Annotated in this window: 14 protein-coding genes; 8 read left to right on the top strand and 6 right to left on the bottom strand. The window is 40.9% G+C overall.

All coding sequences use genetic code 11. From position 1 onward, the window contains the following. Positions 1-141: 141 nt before the first annotated feature. Positions 142-1,629, top strand: coding sequence for a malate:quinone oxidoreductase (locus tag AAGC65_RS07350; RefSeq protein ID WP_343111782.1), 1,488 nt, complete (start codon positions 142-144; stop codon positions 1,627-1,629). Between the two features lie 72 nt (positions 1,630-1,701). On the opposite strand, the gene AAGC65_RS07345 is transcribed toward AAGC65_RS07350, so the two are convergent. Further along, the gene (locus AAGC65_RS07345; protein WP_343111781.1) at positions 1,702-4,287 is read right to left on the bottom strand and encodes a M1 family metallopeptidase; all 2,586 of its coding nucleotides are present in this window, start codon (positions 4,285-4,287) and stop codon (positions 1,702-1,704) included. A 235-nt stretch (positions 4,288-4,522) separates the two neighbouring features. Between AAGC65_RS07345 and AAGC65_RS07340 the strand changes: the two genes are divergently transcribed. From AAGC65_RS07340 to AAGC65_RS07310, 7 genes are all read left to right on the top strand, one after another. Further along, complete coding sequence (locus AAGC65_RS07340) at positions 4,523-5,473, top strand: glycosyltransferase family 2 protein (RefSeq protein ID WP_343111780.1); 951 nt, start codon at positions 4,523-4,525, stop codon at positions 5,471-5,473. 88 nt (positions 5,474-5,561) lie between these two features. Beyond that, positions 5,562-6,530 (top strand): glycosyltransferase, encoded by a 969-nt coding sequence (locus AAGC65_RS07335; protein ID WP_343111779.1) that lies wholly within the window; start codon positions 5,562-5,564, stop codon positions 6,528-6,530. Positions 6,531-6,536: 6 nt separating this feature from the next. Further along, entirely contained in the window at positions 6,537-7,235 is a 699-nt protein-coding gene (locus AAGC65_RS07330) for a hypothetical protein (RefSeq protein ID WP_343111778.1), read from the top strand. 3 nt (positions 7,236-7,238) lie between these two features. Further along, positions 7,239-8,744 carry a GH3 auxin-responsive promoter family protein gene (locus AAGC65_RS07325; RefSeq protein ID WP_343111777.1) on the top strand — a complete coding sequence of 502 codons (1,506 nt, stop codon included), beginning with the start codon at positions 7,239-7,241 and terminating at the stop codon, positions 8,742-8,744. 75 nt (positions 8,745-8,819) lie between these two features. Next, a complete protein-coding gene (locus AAGC65_RS07320) occupies positions 8,820-10,007 on the top strand; it encodes a 1-deoxy-D-xylulose-5-phosphate reductoisomerase (RefSeq protein ID WP_343111776.1) in 1,188 nt (395 codons plus the stop codon). Positions 10,008-10,027: 20 nt separating this feature from the next. After that, a complete protein-coding gene (rseP, locus tag AAGC65_RS07315) occupies positions 10,028-11,359 on the top strand; it encodes an RIP metalloprotease RseP (RefSeq protein ID WP_343111775.1) in 1,332 nt (443 codons plus the stop codon). A 231-nt stretch (positions 11,360-11,590) separates the two neighbouring features. Continuing rightward, a complete protein-coding gene (locus AAGC65_RS07310) occupies positions 11,591-12,040 on the top strand; it encodes a KTSC domain-containing protein (protein ID WP_343111774.1) in 450 nt (149 codons plus the stop codon). A gap of 72 nt (positions 12,041-12,112) precedes the next feature. Here AAGC65_RS07310 and AAGC65_RS07305 read toward each other — a convergent pair whose 3' ends face one another. The 5 genes from AAGC65_RS07305 to AAGC65_RS07285 all read right to left on the bottom strand — a co-directional run. After that, on the bottom strand, positions 12,113-12,667 hold the full coding sequence (locus AAGC65_RS07305) for a DUF4199 domain-containing protein (protein ID WP_343111773.1): 555 nt from the start codon (positions 12,665-12,667) through the stop codon (positions 12,113-12,115). Positions 12,668-12,814: 147 nt separating this feature from the next. Further along, on the bottom strand, positions 12,815-13,411 hold the full coding sequence (locus AAGC65_RS07300; protein WP_343111772.1) for a DUF4199 domain-containing protein: 597 nt from the start codon (positions 13,409-13,411) through the stop codon (positions 12,815-12,817). A gap of 5 nt (positions 13,412-13,416) precedes the next feature. Continuing rightward, a complete protein-coding gene (locus tag AAGC65_RS07295) occupies positions 13,417-14,085 on the bottom strand; it encodes a hypothetical protein (RefSeq protein ID WP_343111771.1) in 669 nt (222 codons plus the stop codon). Positions 14,086-14,091: 6 nt separating this feature from the next. After that, complete coding sequence (locus AAGC65_RS07290; RefSeq protein ID WP_343111770.1) at positions 14,092-15,342, bottom strand: dihydroorotase; 1,251 nt, start codon at positions 15,340-15,342, stop codon at positions 14,092-14,094. A 28-nt stretch (positions 15,343-15,370) separates the two neighbouring features. Next, positions 15,371-17,274 (bottom strand): hypothetical protein (locus AAGC65_RS07285; protein ID WP_343111769.1); only part of this gene is annotated, 1,904 nt, incomplete at its 5' end.

The following is a 17,274-nucleotide window of genomic DNA, read 5'->3' as shown; positions in this document are numbered from 1 at the left end:
AAAAAATTCTTAAAATTGTCTGATTTAAATTTCGCTTGCCTTTACACACATGGGCGGCACTTGATCGTCATAACAATTTTTAAAAAATCAGGTTATACCTGGTGTAATTTAACTTGAATACCCTGCGGGTATAATAATAAGATGGCTAATTCGGAAACAAAGGTTGATGTAGTTTTAATAGGCGCGGGTATCATGAGTGCCACACTCGGAGTAATGCTAAAAGAACTTCAGCCCGATTTAACAATTGAAATTTTTGAACGACTTGATGTTATAGCTGCCGAAAGTTCGGCCCCGATGAACAATGCCGGCACAGGGCACTCTGCCTTTTGTGAGCTAAACTATACCCCAGAGCTCCCGGATGGTACTGTTGAAATAAAAAAAGCGATAAAAATTGCCGAACAATTTGAGATATCCAAAGAGTTTTGGACATATCTTATTGATAAAAAATATATACAATCCCCCCAAAGCTTTATCCGTAAAGTACCGCACATGAGCTTTGTGTGGGGAGCCGACAATGTAAACTATCTAAAAAAACGTCAGCAGGCACTTACTAAACATCACTTTTTTAAAGGGATGGAATATTCGGAAGACCATACACAACTGAAAAAATGGATTCCACTGGTAATGGAAGGCCGCGGTGAGCAGGAAAAAGTATCTGCTACTCATATGGATTTAGGTACCGATGTAAATTTCGGCAGCTTAACTACCAGTCTTATAAATGAGTTAAAACAAAAACCGGGAGTTAACCTGCACCTGAGTCATGATGTTACTAACCTTAAATGCAATCAGGATGGCAGCTGGCTGGTAACTGTGAAAGATAAGACCGGTGGACAAAAAAGAAAGCTGACTACCAAGTTTGTTTTTGTGGGCGCAGGCGGTGGTGCTTTGCACCTGTTGCAAAAATCAGGCATTCCGGAAAGCAAAGGCTTTGGAGGTTTCCCGGTAAGCGGTCAATGGCTTGTTTGCAACAACCCTGATATTGTTAAACAACACGAAGCGAAGGTTTATGGTAAGGCCTCTGTAGGTTCGCCGCCAATGTCTGTACCTCACCTCGATACCCGTATGATCAATGGTAAAAGAGAATTACTATTTGGCCCATATGCAGGTTTTTCAACACGCTTTTTAAAGCAAGGCTCATTACTCGATCTGTTTTGCTCCATTAAACTGAATAACATAGGCCCGCTGCTTGCCGTAGGGCGAGATAACTGGCCTTTAACTAAATACCTCATCACTCAGGTTTTACAATCGCCTAAAGACAGGTTAAAAGCTTTACAGGAATACATGCCATCTGCTAAGGAAAGCGAATGGGATCTCGATCTGGCAGGGCAACGTGTACAGGTTATTAAAAAAGATGCCAAACATGGCGGCGTATTGGAGTTTGGCACCGAAGTGGTTACCTCTGCCGATGGCAGCATCTCAGCATTATTAGGCGCTTCGCCGGGTGCGTCAACATCGGTACCTATTATGGTACATTTAATTGAGCGCTGCTTTAAAAACCACGTTAAAACCAATGATTGGCAAGAAAAATTGAAAGTAATGATACCTTCATACGGCCAATCATTAGCCAATGATGAAGCATTAAGTGAAGCTACAAGAGCCAGAACAAGCAAAGCGTTGGGATTAGTATAAAGAATTGATAATAGTAAAATAAACGAGGCCTGATGAATACATTCATCAGGCCTCGTTTATTTTTGATTGGTTCTACTGAAACGACACCGTCGAAATATTACTATTCACAGCCGTTTCTTTCACCTTAAACTCTGCGGGTTGCCCTAAAAGGGTGGTTTTTATAAAAAACGGTATCCTGATGCCACCATTTATACCTTCATAGTTACTCCATTCAGTTACAGAGGTCACCGGGCCATCAATAACCTGTTTTACTTTTAGGCCGCTCTTTTGACTATAAAAATTTCTTATCGTCGCGCTTTCGGCCAGTTTTACATCAACTTCATAGGCCAGATCGCCGTTTACAATTTTAAGCGCGGAATCAAGTACCAGAGCATACCCATTTTTTTCATAATCCAATTCGGGGAAAGGTTTGCTTCTTGCTTTAACTATTTTCTTACCCACATCATCCAGCGGCACTTCCCGGTTTAGCTGTTGGGCATTTACATTATCGCCATTCACTAAAATATGGTTAACCACCATATTATTGTATGATGGCACCGTGATTTGCTGATAGTACATATCCGGAACCCGGTAACGCGTTACCATTTGTACCTCCGAACCTTGCACCGTACCCGTTGATGATACTTGCAGATCGCGAATATTCTTCAGTTTCTCAGTTCCTCCAATAGCATCAATATAGTTTTTGATAACCCCGGCAGCCGTTGTACCGGCAGGGATAGGTAAACCGCTAAATGAATTATTTTCAGGATTAATATCCGGCAACTGATGATCTGGATCAAGCGTAGCCAGAACAATTTTTGAGGTAGATTTATAGTGAAATGTCCAGCTTGGGCCTCGTTGCCATATTTCAACCGGTAGTTTTACGGTAGCGGTTTTACCATTTTCTTCCTTGATCAGGATAGTAACCGGCAGCGCCATTTCTTCCAGATTCTCCAAGGTAATGAGCGCCCCTTTTGTAGCGTCGCCGTCGGGATAACTTATATCACGTATCCCCTGATCCAGTTTCCAGGTAGTGAAGAACCATTCATTCCAAAACCAGTTTAGATCTTCGCCCGCCGCGTTATCTATGGTATGAAAAAAGTCCCAGGGTGTTGGATGTTTAAATGCCCAGCGTTTAATGTATGTTTTAAAAGCGTAGTCAAATCTTTGATCACCCAGTATCTGCTCGCGCAGGATAGTAAGGCCAAGAGCTGGTTTTTCATAAGCCGCCACACCCAAAAATTCAGCCTGCAATACATCGGGGATGGTCATAATGGGCTCAGCATCCTGGGTAAACAAACCCGGTGCGGCCTTTTGCTGGTCAGGCTTTACATAATACTCACCTTTATTAAATACTTTAGTATCAACGTTATTTAAAAAAGTATTAAAGCCCTCATCCATCCAGGCGTATTTGCGCTCATTGGAGCCTACGATCATCGGGAACCAGTTATGCCCAAACTCATGATTGGTTACCTCCCATAATTCCGGGCCTTTATTCTCCGATCCGCAAAAAACAATACCCGGATATTCCATCCCTCCTACCGTGCCCGCCACGTTGGTAGCAACTGGATAAGTGTACTCAAACCATTGGTTAGAATATAATTCAATGGCTCCTTTCACATACTCTGTTGCACGCCCCCAGGCCTGGCTACCTTTACTTTCAACTGGGTAAACAGATTGAGCCAATGCTTTTTTGCCGCTGGGCAAATTAATTCGTGCCGCATCCCATACAAATGCTTTTGAAGCTGCCCAAGCTACATCACGAGCGTTTTTACAGAAAAAGTGCCAGGTAAGCACCGGCTTTTTAGCATGATCCTCTTTTCGCAAAATATCTACTGAATCCCTGATCATTATTGTTTTATCACTCTTTCGGGCTTCCATCAATCGGTTTAATGTTGTGGCCGAATAAACCTCATTGGGATTAAGCAATTCGCCCGAGCCTACTACCATCAAGCTCGAAGGCGCGGTAATGATATAATCAAAATTGCTATATTCCAGGTAAAATTCGCCTGCACCCAAATAAGGCAGGGTATTCCATCCGCTTATATCATCATACACTTCCATGCGGGGATACCATTGGGCCAGCTCATATATCCAACCGTTTTTGGTAAGCAGACGTCCCATACGGTCGGTTCCGTATTGGGGTACATCAAAACCATATTCTATTTTAATTTGCAGTTTGCTGCCCCCCGCCTTTAATGAGTCTTTCAGTCTTATTTGCAGGCGTGTATCCGTTACTACGTAATCAGCTTTTTCGGTTTTACCATTTTTTACTACGTAAATAGCCTTTATCTCATCACCCTTGGTATAGCTTCGGTTATTGAATCGTCCACCGGTTATAGGGCTGGTGGCCTCAGCCCTGGAGTCTTCCCGGTAAATGTTCTGCTCTACCTGTAACCACAAAAAGCCAAGCGCATCAGGGCTGTTATTGGTGTAGGTAATTAAGGCTGTACCATCAAGCCGGTGTTTGGCAGTATCCAGATTAACATTCAGTTTATAATCGGCCCGGTTTTGCCAATATTTGGCTCCCGGTGCCCCTCCGGAGTTCCTGAATTCATTGCCTTTTTCAGGATAAAAAAGCGGCGAAAATACTTTGTGCTGATCATATTTGGGGCCAGCCTGATCGGCATTTTGCGCGTACGCCACCCTGATGCCGGTACACAACAGTATAACAAGCATTATTTTATGAAACTTCATGAATATAGCCAGATGATTTGAATGCCAAGATATTAAAAATTAAGGCTAAGCAGGTAAGCACATTTGTTCATATAACATATTTTAACATTTTATATTGCACACCTTTGTATCAAAAAAGCCTTTCTGTTTTATACAGTTATAATCATTACCTATTTTTTATATTTTTGCGGATGATTACGGGCACGCAAAATACCGCCCGCTATCACATGCCTAATAAATGGATATATCAGTAGTAGTACCACTTTATGACGAAATAGAATCATTACCGGAATTAACCTCATGGATAAGCCGCGTAATGGACGAACATCGTTTTACCTACGAGATCATACTTGTTGACGATGGCAGTAAAGACGGATCATTTGAAATGATCAGGAAGCTGCAGTTAAATAATCCTTTTATTAAAGGCATCAAATTCAGGCGCAATTATGGCAAATCGGCAGCATTGAATACCGGTTTCGCGGCAGCTAACGGCAATGTGATTATCACAATGGATGCCGACCTGCAGGATAGCCCCGACGAAATACCCGAGCTTTATCGCCGCATTGCAGAAGAAAACTACGATCTGGTTTCGGGCTGGAAAGCTAAACGGTACGATCCGCTTAGTAAAACCATACCTACAAAGCTATTTAACGCGGCCACCCGCAAAATGAGCGGCATCAATAATCTGCATGATTTTAATTGCGGCTTAAAGGCGTACCGTAAAAACGTGGTTAAAAATATTGAGATATATGGCGAAATGCACCGTTACATACCGGTACTGGCTAAATGGGCAGGTTTCACCAAAATTGGCGAACAGGTAGTTGAACACCGCGCCCGCAAATACGGCAAAACCAAATTTGGTATGAGCCGCTTTGTAAACGGCTTTTTAGATCTGCTCTCGATATTTTTTGTAGGCAAATTTGGCAAGCGCCCCATGCACTTTTTTGGCACAATGGGTACACTGAGCTTTTTTACAGGTACTATAATTGCAATATGGATCATTGCCGAAAAATTGTACTTAATAGCTCACAACGAAAAATACAGGGATATAACCGCTAATCCGTTGTTTTATATAGCCTTGGTGGCCATTATTTTAGGTTCGCAATTATTTTTAACGGGCTTTGTGGCCGAACTGGTTTCCAGAAACGCAAGCGAACGTAACAACTACCAGGTAGAGGAGATTATATAATTTGAGAAACAAGAACCAAGATACAAGAGTCAAGAGTGTTGCTTTAGTCTTATATCTTGGTTCTCATCTCTTGATTCTAACTTAAAACATGTTTTTTTCCATCATCATTCCTTTATACAACCGCCCCCAGGAAATTAAAGAACTGCTGGAGACCCTTGTACTTCAAACTTATAAACAGTTTGAGGTTTTGGTAATTGAGGATGGTTCTGTTAATGATGCCGAAGCTATCGTAAACAGCTTTAGCGCCAATCTTAACGTTCGTTATTTTAAAAAGCCTAACGAGGGACAGGGTTTTACCCGTAATTTTGGCTTTGAACGTGCACAAGGTGATTACTTTGTCATTTTTGATTCCGACTGCCTTATCCCTGCCAATTACCTCGAAATTGTAAATAACTCATTAACTACTAACTACTTGGACGCTTACGGCGGCCCGGATGGTGCGCATAGTTCATTTACGCCGACTCAAAAGGCTATCAGTTATTCTATGACATCCCCTTTTACAACAGGTGGCATCCGCGGTAATAAAAAGGCTATCGGCCAGTTTCATCCACGCAGCTTTAACATGGGTGTATCAAGACAGGTTTGGGAAAAAGTTGGCGGCTTTATCATTACCCGCCTGGGTGAAGATATTGAATATAGCATCCGCATCCATTCGCAAGGTTTCAAGATCGGGCTGATACCAGATGCTATTGTTTTTCATAAAAGGCGTACCAACTTCTCGCAATTCTATAAACAACTTCACTTTTTTGGAAGGGCACGTATCAACATTTATAAATTTTTTCCGGCACAATTAAAGCTTGTTCATTTTTTTCCGGCGATTTTTACAGTTGGTGTTATATGTACGCTGATTTTCAATATACTAAGTTGGAGAATAGCAATTTTGGCTAACTTTGTATTAGCAATTTTCACATTGTTAATATTTTTTCACGCCTTGTTGCTAAACAAATCAGTAAAAATTGCATTTTTGAGTGTTATAGCCGCCTTCACCCAACTTATTGCCTACGGGTTAGGATTTATGCAGGATTTTTGGAAGCGAGTAATTTTTAACAGATCATAACCACTTATGTACCACCCATTTTCTGTTGCGGAAACTATTAAAACTGCATGGTATATTTTAAAGAAAAATTTCGCCACAATTTCTGTTTATTCCGTCATCGCGTTCATCATTGTTCTGATATCGGGTTTTTTGATCTACTTTTTTGATGATGCCATACTATCATCCATAGGTTTTGTTGTTTTACTGGTAGAGATAAGCTTTATATTTTTAGGGTTCATTAAATTAGTCTTCAGGCTTATTGATAAAGAGTACTATGATTTCGATTTTAGCGACATACTTCCCAAAATAAAAATGCTGGTAAGTTATTTAACCTTACTGGTATTGGTAAGTACGCTTACAGTGATTATTACCAACTTAATTGAAAAATTTGAAACGGGATATACACAACAATTTTTAGGGATAATCATAGGAGCTATAGTTCAGTTCTTTTTCCTGTTTTACTTCCCAATTTGTACCTGCTTTATAGTCGACGACGAATCGGGACCGTTTGAGTCAGTAGCTCAAAGTTTTCAGCTCATCAGAGGTAACTTTTTCAAATACTTTTTATTATTCCTGTTAATTGAGGCTTTGATTGCCATTGGTTCATTAACCATTATCGGGATGATATTTGTTGTACCTTTTGTAAATATCATATTGTTGGTAGCCTACCGTAAATTGGTTTACAGCCACCAGGATGTAGACGACGATATTGCCGAAACTAATTAACCAATGGGATTAAAATCTGCACTGAGTAAAGTATTTGCTGCTGTTGTTAATAAACAGCTCAATCGTATACGCCAAAACGCGGTAGCCCTGCAGCAAAAAACTTTTACTGATCTGGTTGATGCCGCTAAAAATACCACCTTTGGTAAAGATCACCATTTTGAGCAGATCAATAATTACGAAGATTTTAAAAAGCTTGTCCCCATACATGATTATGAAGACCTGCGCCCCTATATTGACCGTGTTGTAAACGGTGAAGAAAATGTGTTATGGCCGGGGAAACCAGCTTATCTCGCCAAAACATCGGGCACCACGTCGGGCGTAAAATATATACCAATCTCTAAAGAAAGCATGCCTGAGCATATCAAAGCGGCACGCAATGCCTTGCTCAGCTATATTCATGAAACAGGTAACACTGGCTTTGTTGATGGTAAAATGATCTTTTTACAAGGCAGCCCCACCCTTGCCCAAAAACACGGCATAGCAACCGGCAGATTATCGGGCATTGTAGCGCACCATGTACCTGCTTATCTGCAAAAAAACCGATTGCCAAGTTATGAAACTAATTGCATTGAAGATTGGGAGCAAAAAGTTGATGCCATTGTTGAAGAAACTTTCAATGAAGATATGCGCCTGATATCGGGCATACCACCCTGGTGCCAGATGTATTTTGACAGGTTATCGGCAAAAGCAGGTGGCAAAAAGGTTAAAGATATATTCCCCAACTTTAAGTTGTATGTGCATGGTGGCGTAAACTTTGAGCCTTACCGGGCCCGAATGGAAGAGAGTATCGGCTTTAATATCGATTCGATTGAAACTTATCCGGCATCTGAAGGTTTTATCGCTTTCCAGGATTCGCAAAAAGAAAAAGGGTTGCTGCTCCTGGTTGATTCAGGGATATTTTATGAATTTATCCCTTCGGAGGAATATTATAATGAACACCCTACCCGCATTAATCTAAAAGATGTGGAGCTTGATAAAAACTACGCGCTCATCATGAACACAAGCGCGGGTTTATGGGGTTATAGCTTGGGCGATACCATTAAATTCATCTCCAAAAACCCTTATAAAATTGTAGTTACCGGTCGCATTAAACACTATATATCTGCCTTTGGCGAACATGTGATAGGCGAAGAGGTAGAACAATCATTAATGAGTGTTGCGCAGCAGGAAGGTGTTGATGTGGTAGAATTTACCGTAGCCCCGCAGGTTAACCCACCGGCAGGGCAATTACCTTACCACGAGTGGTTTATTGAGTTTGGCACACCACCAGTTGATTTACAAGACTTTGCCTTTAAAGTAGATAAAGTGCTGCAAAAGAAAAATATTTACTATTTTGACCTGATTGAAGGTAACATTTTGCAACCTTTAATAATCCAAAGCTTACAGAAAGACGCGTTTATCAATTACATGCGTTCACAGGGTAAACTGGGTGGGCAAAATAAAGTGCCCAGACTTGCAAACGATAGGAAGATTGCAGACGTGCTAAAGGAATACACCATAAATAAGTAAATTTGACGTTGTTGAGATAAATAGTTTAGTGATTTAAACGTTAACTTAAACAACTAATTAGTAATCAGAATATCATTGACTAATCATATAAAAAACATAGCCATTCTTGGCTCAACCGGCAGCATAGGCACACAAACGCTGGAGGTTATCAGAAATAATAGCAACTTATTCAGGGCATTTCTTTTAACCGCGCATTCCAATGCCGATCTGCTCATTAGCCAAGCCATTGAATTTGTGCCCGAGTATGCCATTATATGCGATGTAAGCAAATATCCTGAGGTTAAGGAAGCGTTAGCACCTTTACCCATAAAGGTATTAGCTGGCCATCAGGCTATTATTGACACCGTGATCCATCCGGATATTACGATAGTACTTACTGCTATGGTTGGCTTTGCAGGGCTTGAACCCACTATTGCAGCCATAAAAGCTGGTAAGGATATTGCCTTAGCCAATAAAGAAACCCTGGTAGTAGCCGGCGAACTGATAACAGGTTTGGCAAAACAGCATAATGTTAAAATTCTGCCTGTTGATTCGGAACATTCGGCTATATTTCAATGCCTTGCAGGTGAGGATCTGAACCATATTGAAAAAATTATACTGACAGCTTCCGGTGGGCCATTCCGCGGTCGTGATGCCGAATTCTTAGCCAATGTAACCCGCGAAGATGCTTTAAAACATCCCAACTGGGTAATGGGCGCCAAAATTACTATTGATTCAGCGTCGCTCATGAATAAAGGCCTGGAGGTAATAGAAGCCAAATGGCTGTTTGACGTTAATGCAGATCAGATCGAGGTGATCGTTCACCCCCAATCTATCGTTCATTCCCTGGTTCAGTTTCATGATGGTTCTGTTAAAGCGCAGATGGGTTTGCCCGATATGAAATTGCCTATTCAGCATGCCCTATCTTATCCAACCCGTTTGCAAAACGACTTTAAACGCTTCAGCTTTACCAGTTACCCTAACCTAACGTTTGAAAAACCGGATATGGATACTTTTCGTAATCTTAGTTTAGCGTACGCTGCTTTAAGGCAGGGGGGTAATATGCCTTGCATCATTAATGCCGCCAATGAAATTGCTGTTGCCGGCTTTTTAAACCGCAGTATTGGCTTTTTGGCCATGAGTAACGTTATTGAAGAGTGCATGCAACATATACCATACATAGCCCAACCAACCTTATCCGACTATTTGAATACTGATAAAGAAACACGCATCTTTGCGCAAAATGTAATAAATAAGTTACCCATAAAGGCAATACAATTTTAAAATATACATAAATATAAATAATGAGTATAGTGATAATGGTGGGCCAGCTGATACTGGGCCTTTCAATTTTAATAATCCTGCACGAGTTGGGACACTTTTTGGCAGCACGTGCATTTGGCATTAAGGTAGAAAAGTTTTACCTGTTTTTTGATGCCTGGAATGTAAGCCTGTTTAAATTTACATACAAGGGAGTTGAATACGGTATTGGCTGGCTACCGCTGGGTGGTTATGTTAAAATTGCCGGCATGATAGATGAATCAATGGATACCGACCAATTAGTTGGCCCGCCGCAGCCCTGGGAGTTCCGTTCAAAACCAGCATGGCAGCGCCTGATTGTAATGCTTGGTGGTGTTACTGTTAACGTTATACTCGGTATATTAATATTCTGGATACTTACTATGCGTTTTGGAGATAGCCATATTCCTAATTCGGCTGCCAAATATGGTATTGTACCTGGCGAAATTGGCAAAAAGATAGGTTTGCAGGTAGGTGACAAGATTACTGCTATTAACGGCAATGATGTAAAGTATTTTGACGATTTGACCAGCCCGAAAGTACTGCTTGAAAATACTGTTTTCACTGTACAGCGTGGGGCGCAAAACTTAAACATAACCATACCACGAACCATACTGAATGATCTTTCTGATCATGGTGGTATTGAAGAGTTTATAAATAGCTTACCCCGTACCAAATTTGTGGTAGATTCTGTATATGGCAACTCACTTAAAGGCGGTTTACAAAAAGGCGACAGCGTTGTAGCTGTTAACGGCCAGCCTATTGCTTTCTGGGATGAATTGCAAATTGCCTTACTAAACAATAAAGGTAAAGTAGCTGATATTACCGCCAAGCGTAACAATAACCTTGTACCGCTAAAAATTCAGATTAACACTGATGGAACTATCGGTTTTGCCCGGTCAAAAAATGATTTCCCTGAATTTAAAACCATTAACTATGGCTTTTTTGCCGCTTTACCTATTGGCGCATCAAAAGCATGGCGAACTTTTTCTGAAAATGCCAAAGGCATTGGTAAAATATTTAAAGGCGACGTTAAGTTTAATAAAGCGGTAAGCGGCCCTATAGCTATTGCCAACCTGTTTGGTACCCATGTAAACTGGGTTCGATTTTGGACCTTAGTAGGCTTTTTATCAATGGCACTGGCTTTCATGAATTTACTGCCTATCCCCGCACTTGATGGCGGCCACGCGGTATTTTTAATTATTGAAATGATAAAAGGCAAGCCATTAAGCGATAAATTTTTAGAGCGCGCCCAAATAGTTGGTTTCGTGATATTGGTTAGCTTGATGGTATTTGTTTTTGGAAACGACATTGTAAAGATCATCACCAAAAAATAAGTTTTTGGCTATTAAAACAGGTAAGCCCGGTAAAATTGCTTTTACCGGGCTTACCTGTTTTAAGGCATATTATATACTTCTAAAGTATTTCATAATCAAACTCTTACATTAACTTTACAAACCCCGAAATTTTATAAGCCGGAAAAGCGTACCTTCGCGCCATTATTTTCTTGAAAAGGTGTAAAATCATTACATGACTCTTTCAACGACAATAAAACTTAAATCAATAGCATGAAAAAAATTGTCGATTACAGAAAATTGTTAGGTGTAACTGAAGCAGCCGAATTGCTGGAATTAAAAAACAGCTACAGAAGCTTAATGAAGGCCTGGCACCCTGATAAATTTCAGGATAGTCCTGAAAGCAAGCTGGAAGCCGAAGAAAAAAGCAAAACCATTATAGAAGCTTATCATTTTTTGGTAAGTATTGCTCCCGAAACACGTAACCAATCTTTTGCTGAGTATACCATTACTACTTCGACATCTGCTATCGCTGATTTTGAATATAAATCACAAGTGTTGAAAATAAGCTTTACCGACGGCAATACCTATGAGTATTTTGATGTACCCAAAGCCGTGTACGTTAAACTGATCAACGCCGATTCGCCGGGCCGTTTTGCCCGCAGGCATATTTATAACGATTATGTTTACAGAAGCGTAAGCAAATTGGTAGCCAACGCTTAAGTACTCCACCAAGACCCTATAACAAAAATGGCCTTACAATAATTGGAAGGCCATTTTTATTATGCTGTATATTTAAACTGTAGGTTCTGATACTGAACCTTCAGCATCAGGCACATCAAAAGGTGAGCGTTCTTTTTTAAATATAGCAGCGCCAATAAGGCCAACAATTACACCCATAAAGGCCGAAAATATAACAGAGCCGATAGCCCCAAAAACAGGGAAATATTTTTTAGTAATACTCAACGCTTTATCGATCTGATCTTGCGACATACCCTTTTCAGCTAATTTAGCCTGAGCAGCACCCAGTGATCTATCTATCATTTCAGGGCTCAATATCGCGAAATACACATAAATAAACACGGCAACCAAAACACCTGAAATGATAGAGAATAAAAATCCGGAAGTAAACCCCTGCCCAAAATTCATATAGCCACCTAACAGATCCCTATATTCCTTTTGGGTTAAAAATAAAAAAGCTATAAAAGGCAGTAAACTAACATATTTAAAAGGAGATTCGGGATCAACGTTAATAAATTGAAAAAGGTAGGTGATCACTATGGAGGTGACCAAATATATTAATGACCATTTTACAGCTATTCCTGATGAATTTACTTTTTTTGTTTCCATGATTTTAGGTTTATGATTAATCTAAAATAGATAATATTTCCCCAATAAAATCATCAGTAATAAATAATTAAACTATAGCTCCCCAAAACAAAGCGGCCATTTCTTATCAGAAATGGCCGCTTATGATTACTTAAATGATATGCTTATTTATCTTAAAGCTGCGCCTGGATCATTATAGGGTACATGACCCTCCTTTTTGAAAAACGCTGCAAAAATAATGGCAAGTACAAATATAAAAATGATAGAAACACCAAAACCTTGGATCTGTTTACCAATCGTAGTTTCTTTCTGCGCATCAAACTCCGATTGGATCTCATCCAATTTTTTCTTGATAATATCCGGGCTGGTTTTGTTTGCAGTAAGAAATTTACTTACAGAGCTTGTCATAGCAGCCTGAGTTTTTCCGATCATATGCGGTTCTATAACCTTTGCAAACAACTGATCGCGCAGTATAAACTGCATTATAAAAGCAACAAAAAACATAATAAATATTCCTGTTGCTGCTTCTCTCATAATCCAGAAACCGCCTATTTTTTTTCTGAAGTTAATACACAATATCACTACCAATATAATGGGGATCAATACCGAGAAAATAAAAGGGATGGAAGAAATAACCACTACCGAGTTTGCCGATAATATGATATAATAAGATACAATACTCAACACAGTTAAAGCCACACCTAATAGAAGGCCAAAAACTATCCCCGTACTCCTTAACCGTTTTTTGTCAACTTCAAACGCCATTGATATTATTGAAAATTGATTAATATATCTAATACAGCCATATCAAAATCTTTTTCAATAGCATTGGCTGCAATTTCATCCAATGCTTCTTCAGATGGGTCTAAGTTTTGAAAAAAGCACATCATTGGGTAAAATAATTCTTTCAGTTCTGAATCCTCGGGAAGGCTTTTTGCTATCTTGCTGATTTCAGAAACCGGGCTTTCAATCAAAATCTGATTAGCAATTACCGGTTCATAAATACGGTATTCATCCTGAAACTCATCTTCATCTACCAGTAAAAATTCTTTCAGGTAATCTTCCAGTTCAGGCTCAATTTCTTCGTCCTCGCACTCGTTAAGGTACAATAGCAAATTTAATAACTCGGTACCGCGGTCAAGTGTCTGCTCCTCAATATCCTCCCACTCCGGGGTATCCAGGTAATCCTCTTCCAGCTTTTTAACATCAGCGCTAAAGAAGTTGATCATCAGCAAATCGAAGAACACTTCGCGCAATGACTCTACTTCCGGGTTATTATCAAACACTTCGTCTAAAGCATCTACTTTGGTTAAAAAGTCTTCATCTGAAGCGAAAACCTCCCCAAAATTCTCGATAAGCTGGGTAGCGTCAAACTCATTATATTTAGAAAAAGCCTCTAAAGCGGCTTCAAAGGCAGTTTCTATTTTTGGATCGATCATGATTGTCTATTTAAAAATTTGTTGATTATTATATGTTAAAAGTACTTTACCCTTTAAGCTTTGCCCTATAAACGGTGTATTAACAGATTTTGAACGATTATTTTTATTACTGTATTCCCATTCGGCATCAATATCAAAAAGCACCAGGTTAGCCTGCTCGCCCTCGGCAATAACCGGAACGGCAACACCCAGAATCTCGCGCGGGTTAATGGCCAGTTTATCAACCAGTAACTCCACCGGCAAACCTGACCGAAGGGCTAATGCTAAGGCTGTCTGGAAACCGGTTATTCCAAATTCGGCCACCTCAAACTCTACATCTTTAAACTCCACCTCGTGCGGAGTATGTTGTGTTACTATAGCATCTATAGTACCATCTTTTAGCCCCTTTATCAACGCGCTAACATCATCTTTGGTACGTAGCGGTGGTTTTACTTTATACATGCTGTCAAAGCCCAGTAATGCCTCGTCAGTAAGCACCAGGTGATGGGCAGCCACATCGCAGGTAACTTCCAGTCCTTTTCTTTTGGCCTCACGGATCAACTCGACAGAACGGGCGGTAGATATGGTACTGAAATGTATTTTTGAAACAGTATATTCGGCCAGGTACAGGTCGCGGGCTATCATCAGCTCCTCTGCCAACGGCGGGATTCCTTTCATGCCCAGCAGCGTGCTGATCTCCCCTTCGTTCACCTTGGCTTTGCCTGCAATAGCAGTATCTTCCGGATAGGAAAATACCAAAGCGTCAAAACCCTGTGCATATAACAGCGCACGCTCCATCAGGCCGGCATCCTGTACCGGGCGGTTGCCATCGGTAAAGGCTTTAGCCCCGCTTAGGTACATATCGTACATCTCAGCAAGGTCTTTCCCCTCGCGTTTATGCGATATAGTTCCTAAGGGATATACATCAACCAGGTTGTTTTTGGCCCGGTTTACCAGGTACTCAATTTCGGCTTTAGAATGTACCGGAGGAATGGTATTGGGCATTAACGCCAGCCCGGTAAAACCACCTGCCGCCGCCGCACTTGTACCCGAGTACATATCCTCCTTGGTTTCAAGTCCCAGTTCGCCAATATTACAGTTCAGGTCAAAAAAACCAGGCGACACATATTTACCTCCTGCCTCAACCAGTTCAGCATCGGCCTCAATATCTTCGGCAATGCGGGTAATTTCCCCATTTTCTATTAAAATGTCGGCTGTTTGTTGATGAAAGGCTGATCCGGGATCAAGAATGGTGGCAGATTTGATAAGCAAATTCATTAGCACTGCTTTAAGGATTTTGTGTGAATTAAACAGGTTGCTTTGCGCTTTGTTTATCGGGTTTAAAGTACCTGATCAACAAAATTTCGGCGGCCAGAAAAATCAATGCCAAAATTATACAAAGTTTCCATAATTGTGTGCCAAAATTTGTTTCGGCAACAATACCTTTTAATGAAGCATTAGTACCTGTTAATAAGTTGGTTGATTTTGGCATAAATTTCGTTAGCTCTTGGCGCGATAGATAACTCATGTCAGATTCGGCCCGGTTATCATTAAAAGCAAGCGTTGCCAGCGTGCTATCCTGTTTCTTCAATGTATAAATACCGGTTTCCTTCAACTGATCTGACAGATATAAAATGGTGCTACCCTCCTGCTGCCGCACATCCGGGATAGTACTTTGATCGCCTTTAACCAATTTAAGCAATTGTTTTTCTGTAAGCTGCACGGGCGGTATCTCTATACTTTCATCCTGACCCAAAGTATAAAATAACGGCAGATCATGCCCGCTTAATAAAGCTATCCTAAACATGATGGGTACAAAAAGAGCATGGCGGGGGAGATTGCTAAAATCTTCACTCAGCGGCACTGCACATACATAAACCTTGCCCCGGCCACTGGTATAACCCGTCCAAAAGCTTTGTCCGCCTGTTAATTTCATCAGGTTATCCTGAGTGGCAACAGAAGGCGCTAATTGATAATATCTTTTAACCGCGGGTAAATCCGGATTTTCCGGAAAACTTTCAAATACGTTTTTAAATACCGGGCTTTGTTTGTTTAGAGCGGATACCTTTATGTTTTCGTTTACTAACTTCTGGGGCCAGGAAGCGTTCATTCCTTGCAGAAACGTACGATAATTGCTCAGATCGGCATCTGCAGCAGGAAACACCATCAGCGTACCTCCTTTAGCTACATAAGTCTTTAATTGTTGCGCCAAGCCTGTAGATACCGCTTTAACATCGCTCATGATCACGATAGGCATACTGTTAAGCCTTGCATAATCAACATTACCATCGGGCACACGCTGAGTCCTAAAAAACGGATCGGAAGCAAAAACGGCTTTTAAATAAGTATTGGGTGTGCCGCCATCAATAAGCAATACCGGCATTTGGTTGCTTACATTAAAGCTAAAATAAAACTGGTTATCAAACGTAACGGGATTATCCTGTAGTTCAACTTTACCCTGCTGCCAGCCAGCCTGTAAACCCATAAAAGCAAGTGTATCATTCTGCACCGCACCGGCCGGAATAGTATAACTACCCAAGGCCTTTTGCGCACCATTGATGATCACTTTGACCGGAATTTTATCGGCTTTTTCGGTAGAGTAATTATGCAGGCGTACCACCAGCTTTTCATTTTCGCCGGGGCGATGAACCGCGCTGAGCAACCAGACAGAATCAACAGCTACATTTGACAAGGCGGCTGCCTTAAGCTGTATTAAATTAACGGACACATTGCTATTGGCTTTTAAGGGCATAGCGGCCATGTTTTTCTGCAGATCAGAAATTACATATATTGATTTTATACTGCCGGATTGGGTGAGCAACAGGCTCTGTTGCCGGTTAATTATCTGCTGTAAACCGCGGCTTTGCGCACTGATCTTTACCTGATCAACCGCGTCATTAAATTCATCACGGCTTAACAGCCGCTGATGTTTGCCCTCAAAATCCTGGGTAAGCAGCTGAAAGCGATCATTTATGTTATAAGCCGATGCAATTTCCTTTGCCTTCTGTTTGGCATCATCCAACAATGAACCCTCACGATTAAGGGTTTCCATACTGTAAGAGTTATCTACAAAAACGCTTACCACATTTTGCTTGGCCGCACTAACTGAATTTTGCCCCGGCAGGTAGGGCTTCGCGAATGCCAGTATCAGGAAAAGCAAAGCTAACAACCGGGCAGCAAGGATCAACCTTTCTTTTAAGTTACGACGGG

Origin of the sequence: Mucilaginibacter sp. (assembly GCF_039207105.1) — a bacterium.
Taxonomy (GTDB): Bacteria; Bacteroidota; Bacteroidia; order Sphingobacteriales; family Sphingobacteriaceae; genus Mucilaginibacter.
The sequence above is the reverse complement of the archived record's forward strand: the minus strand, read 5'-3'. Positions and strand labels throughout refer to the sequence as shown.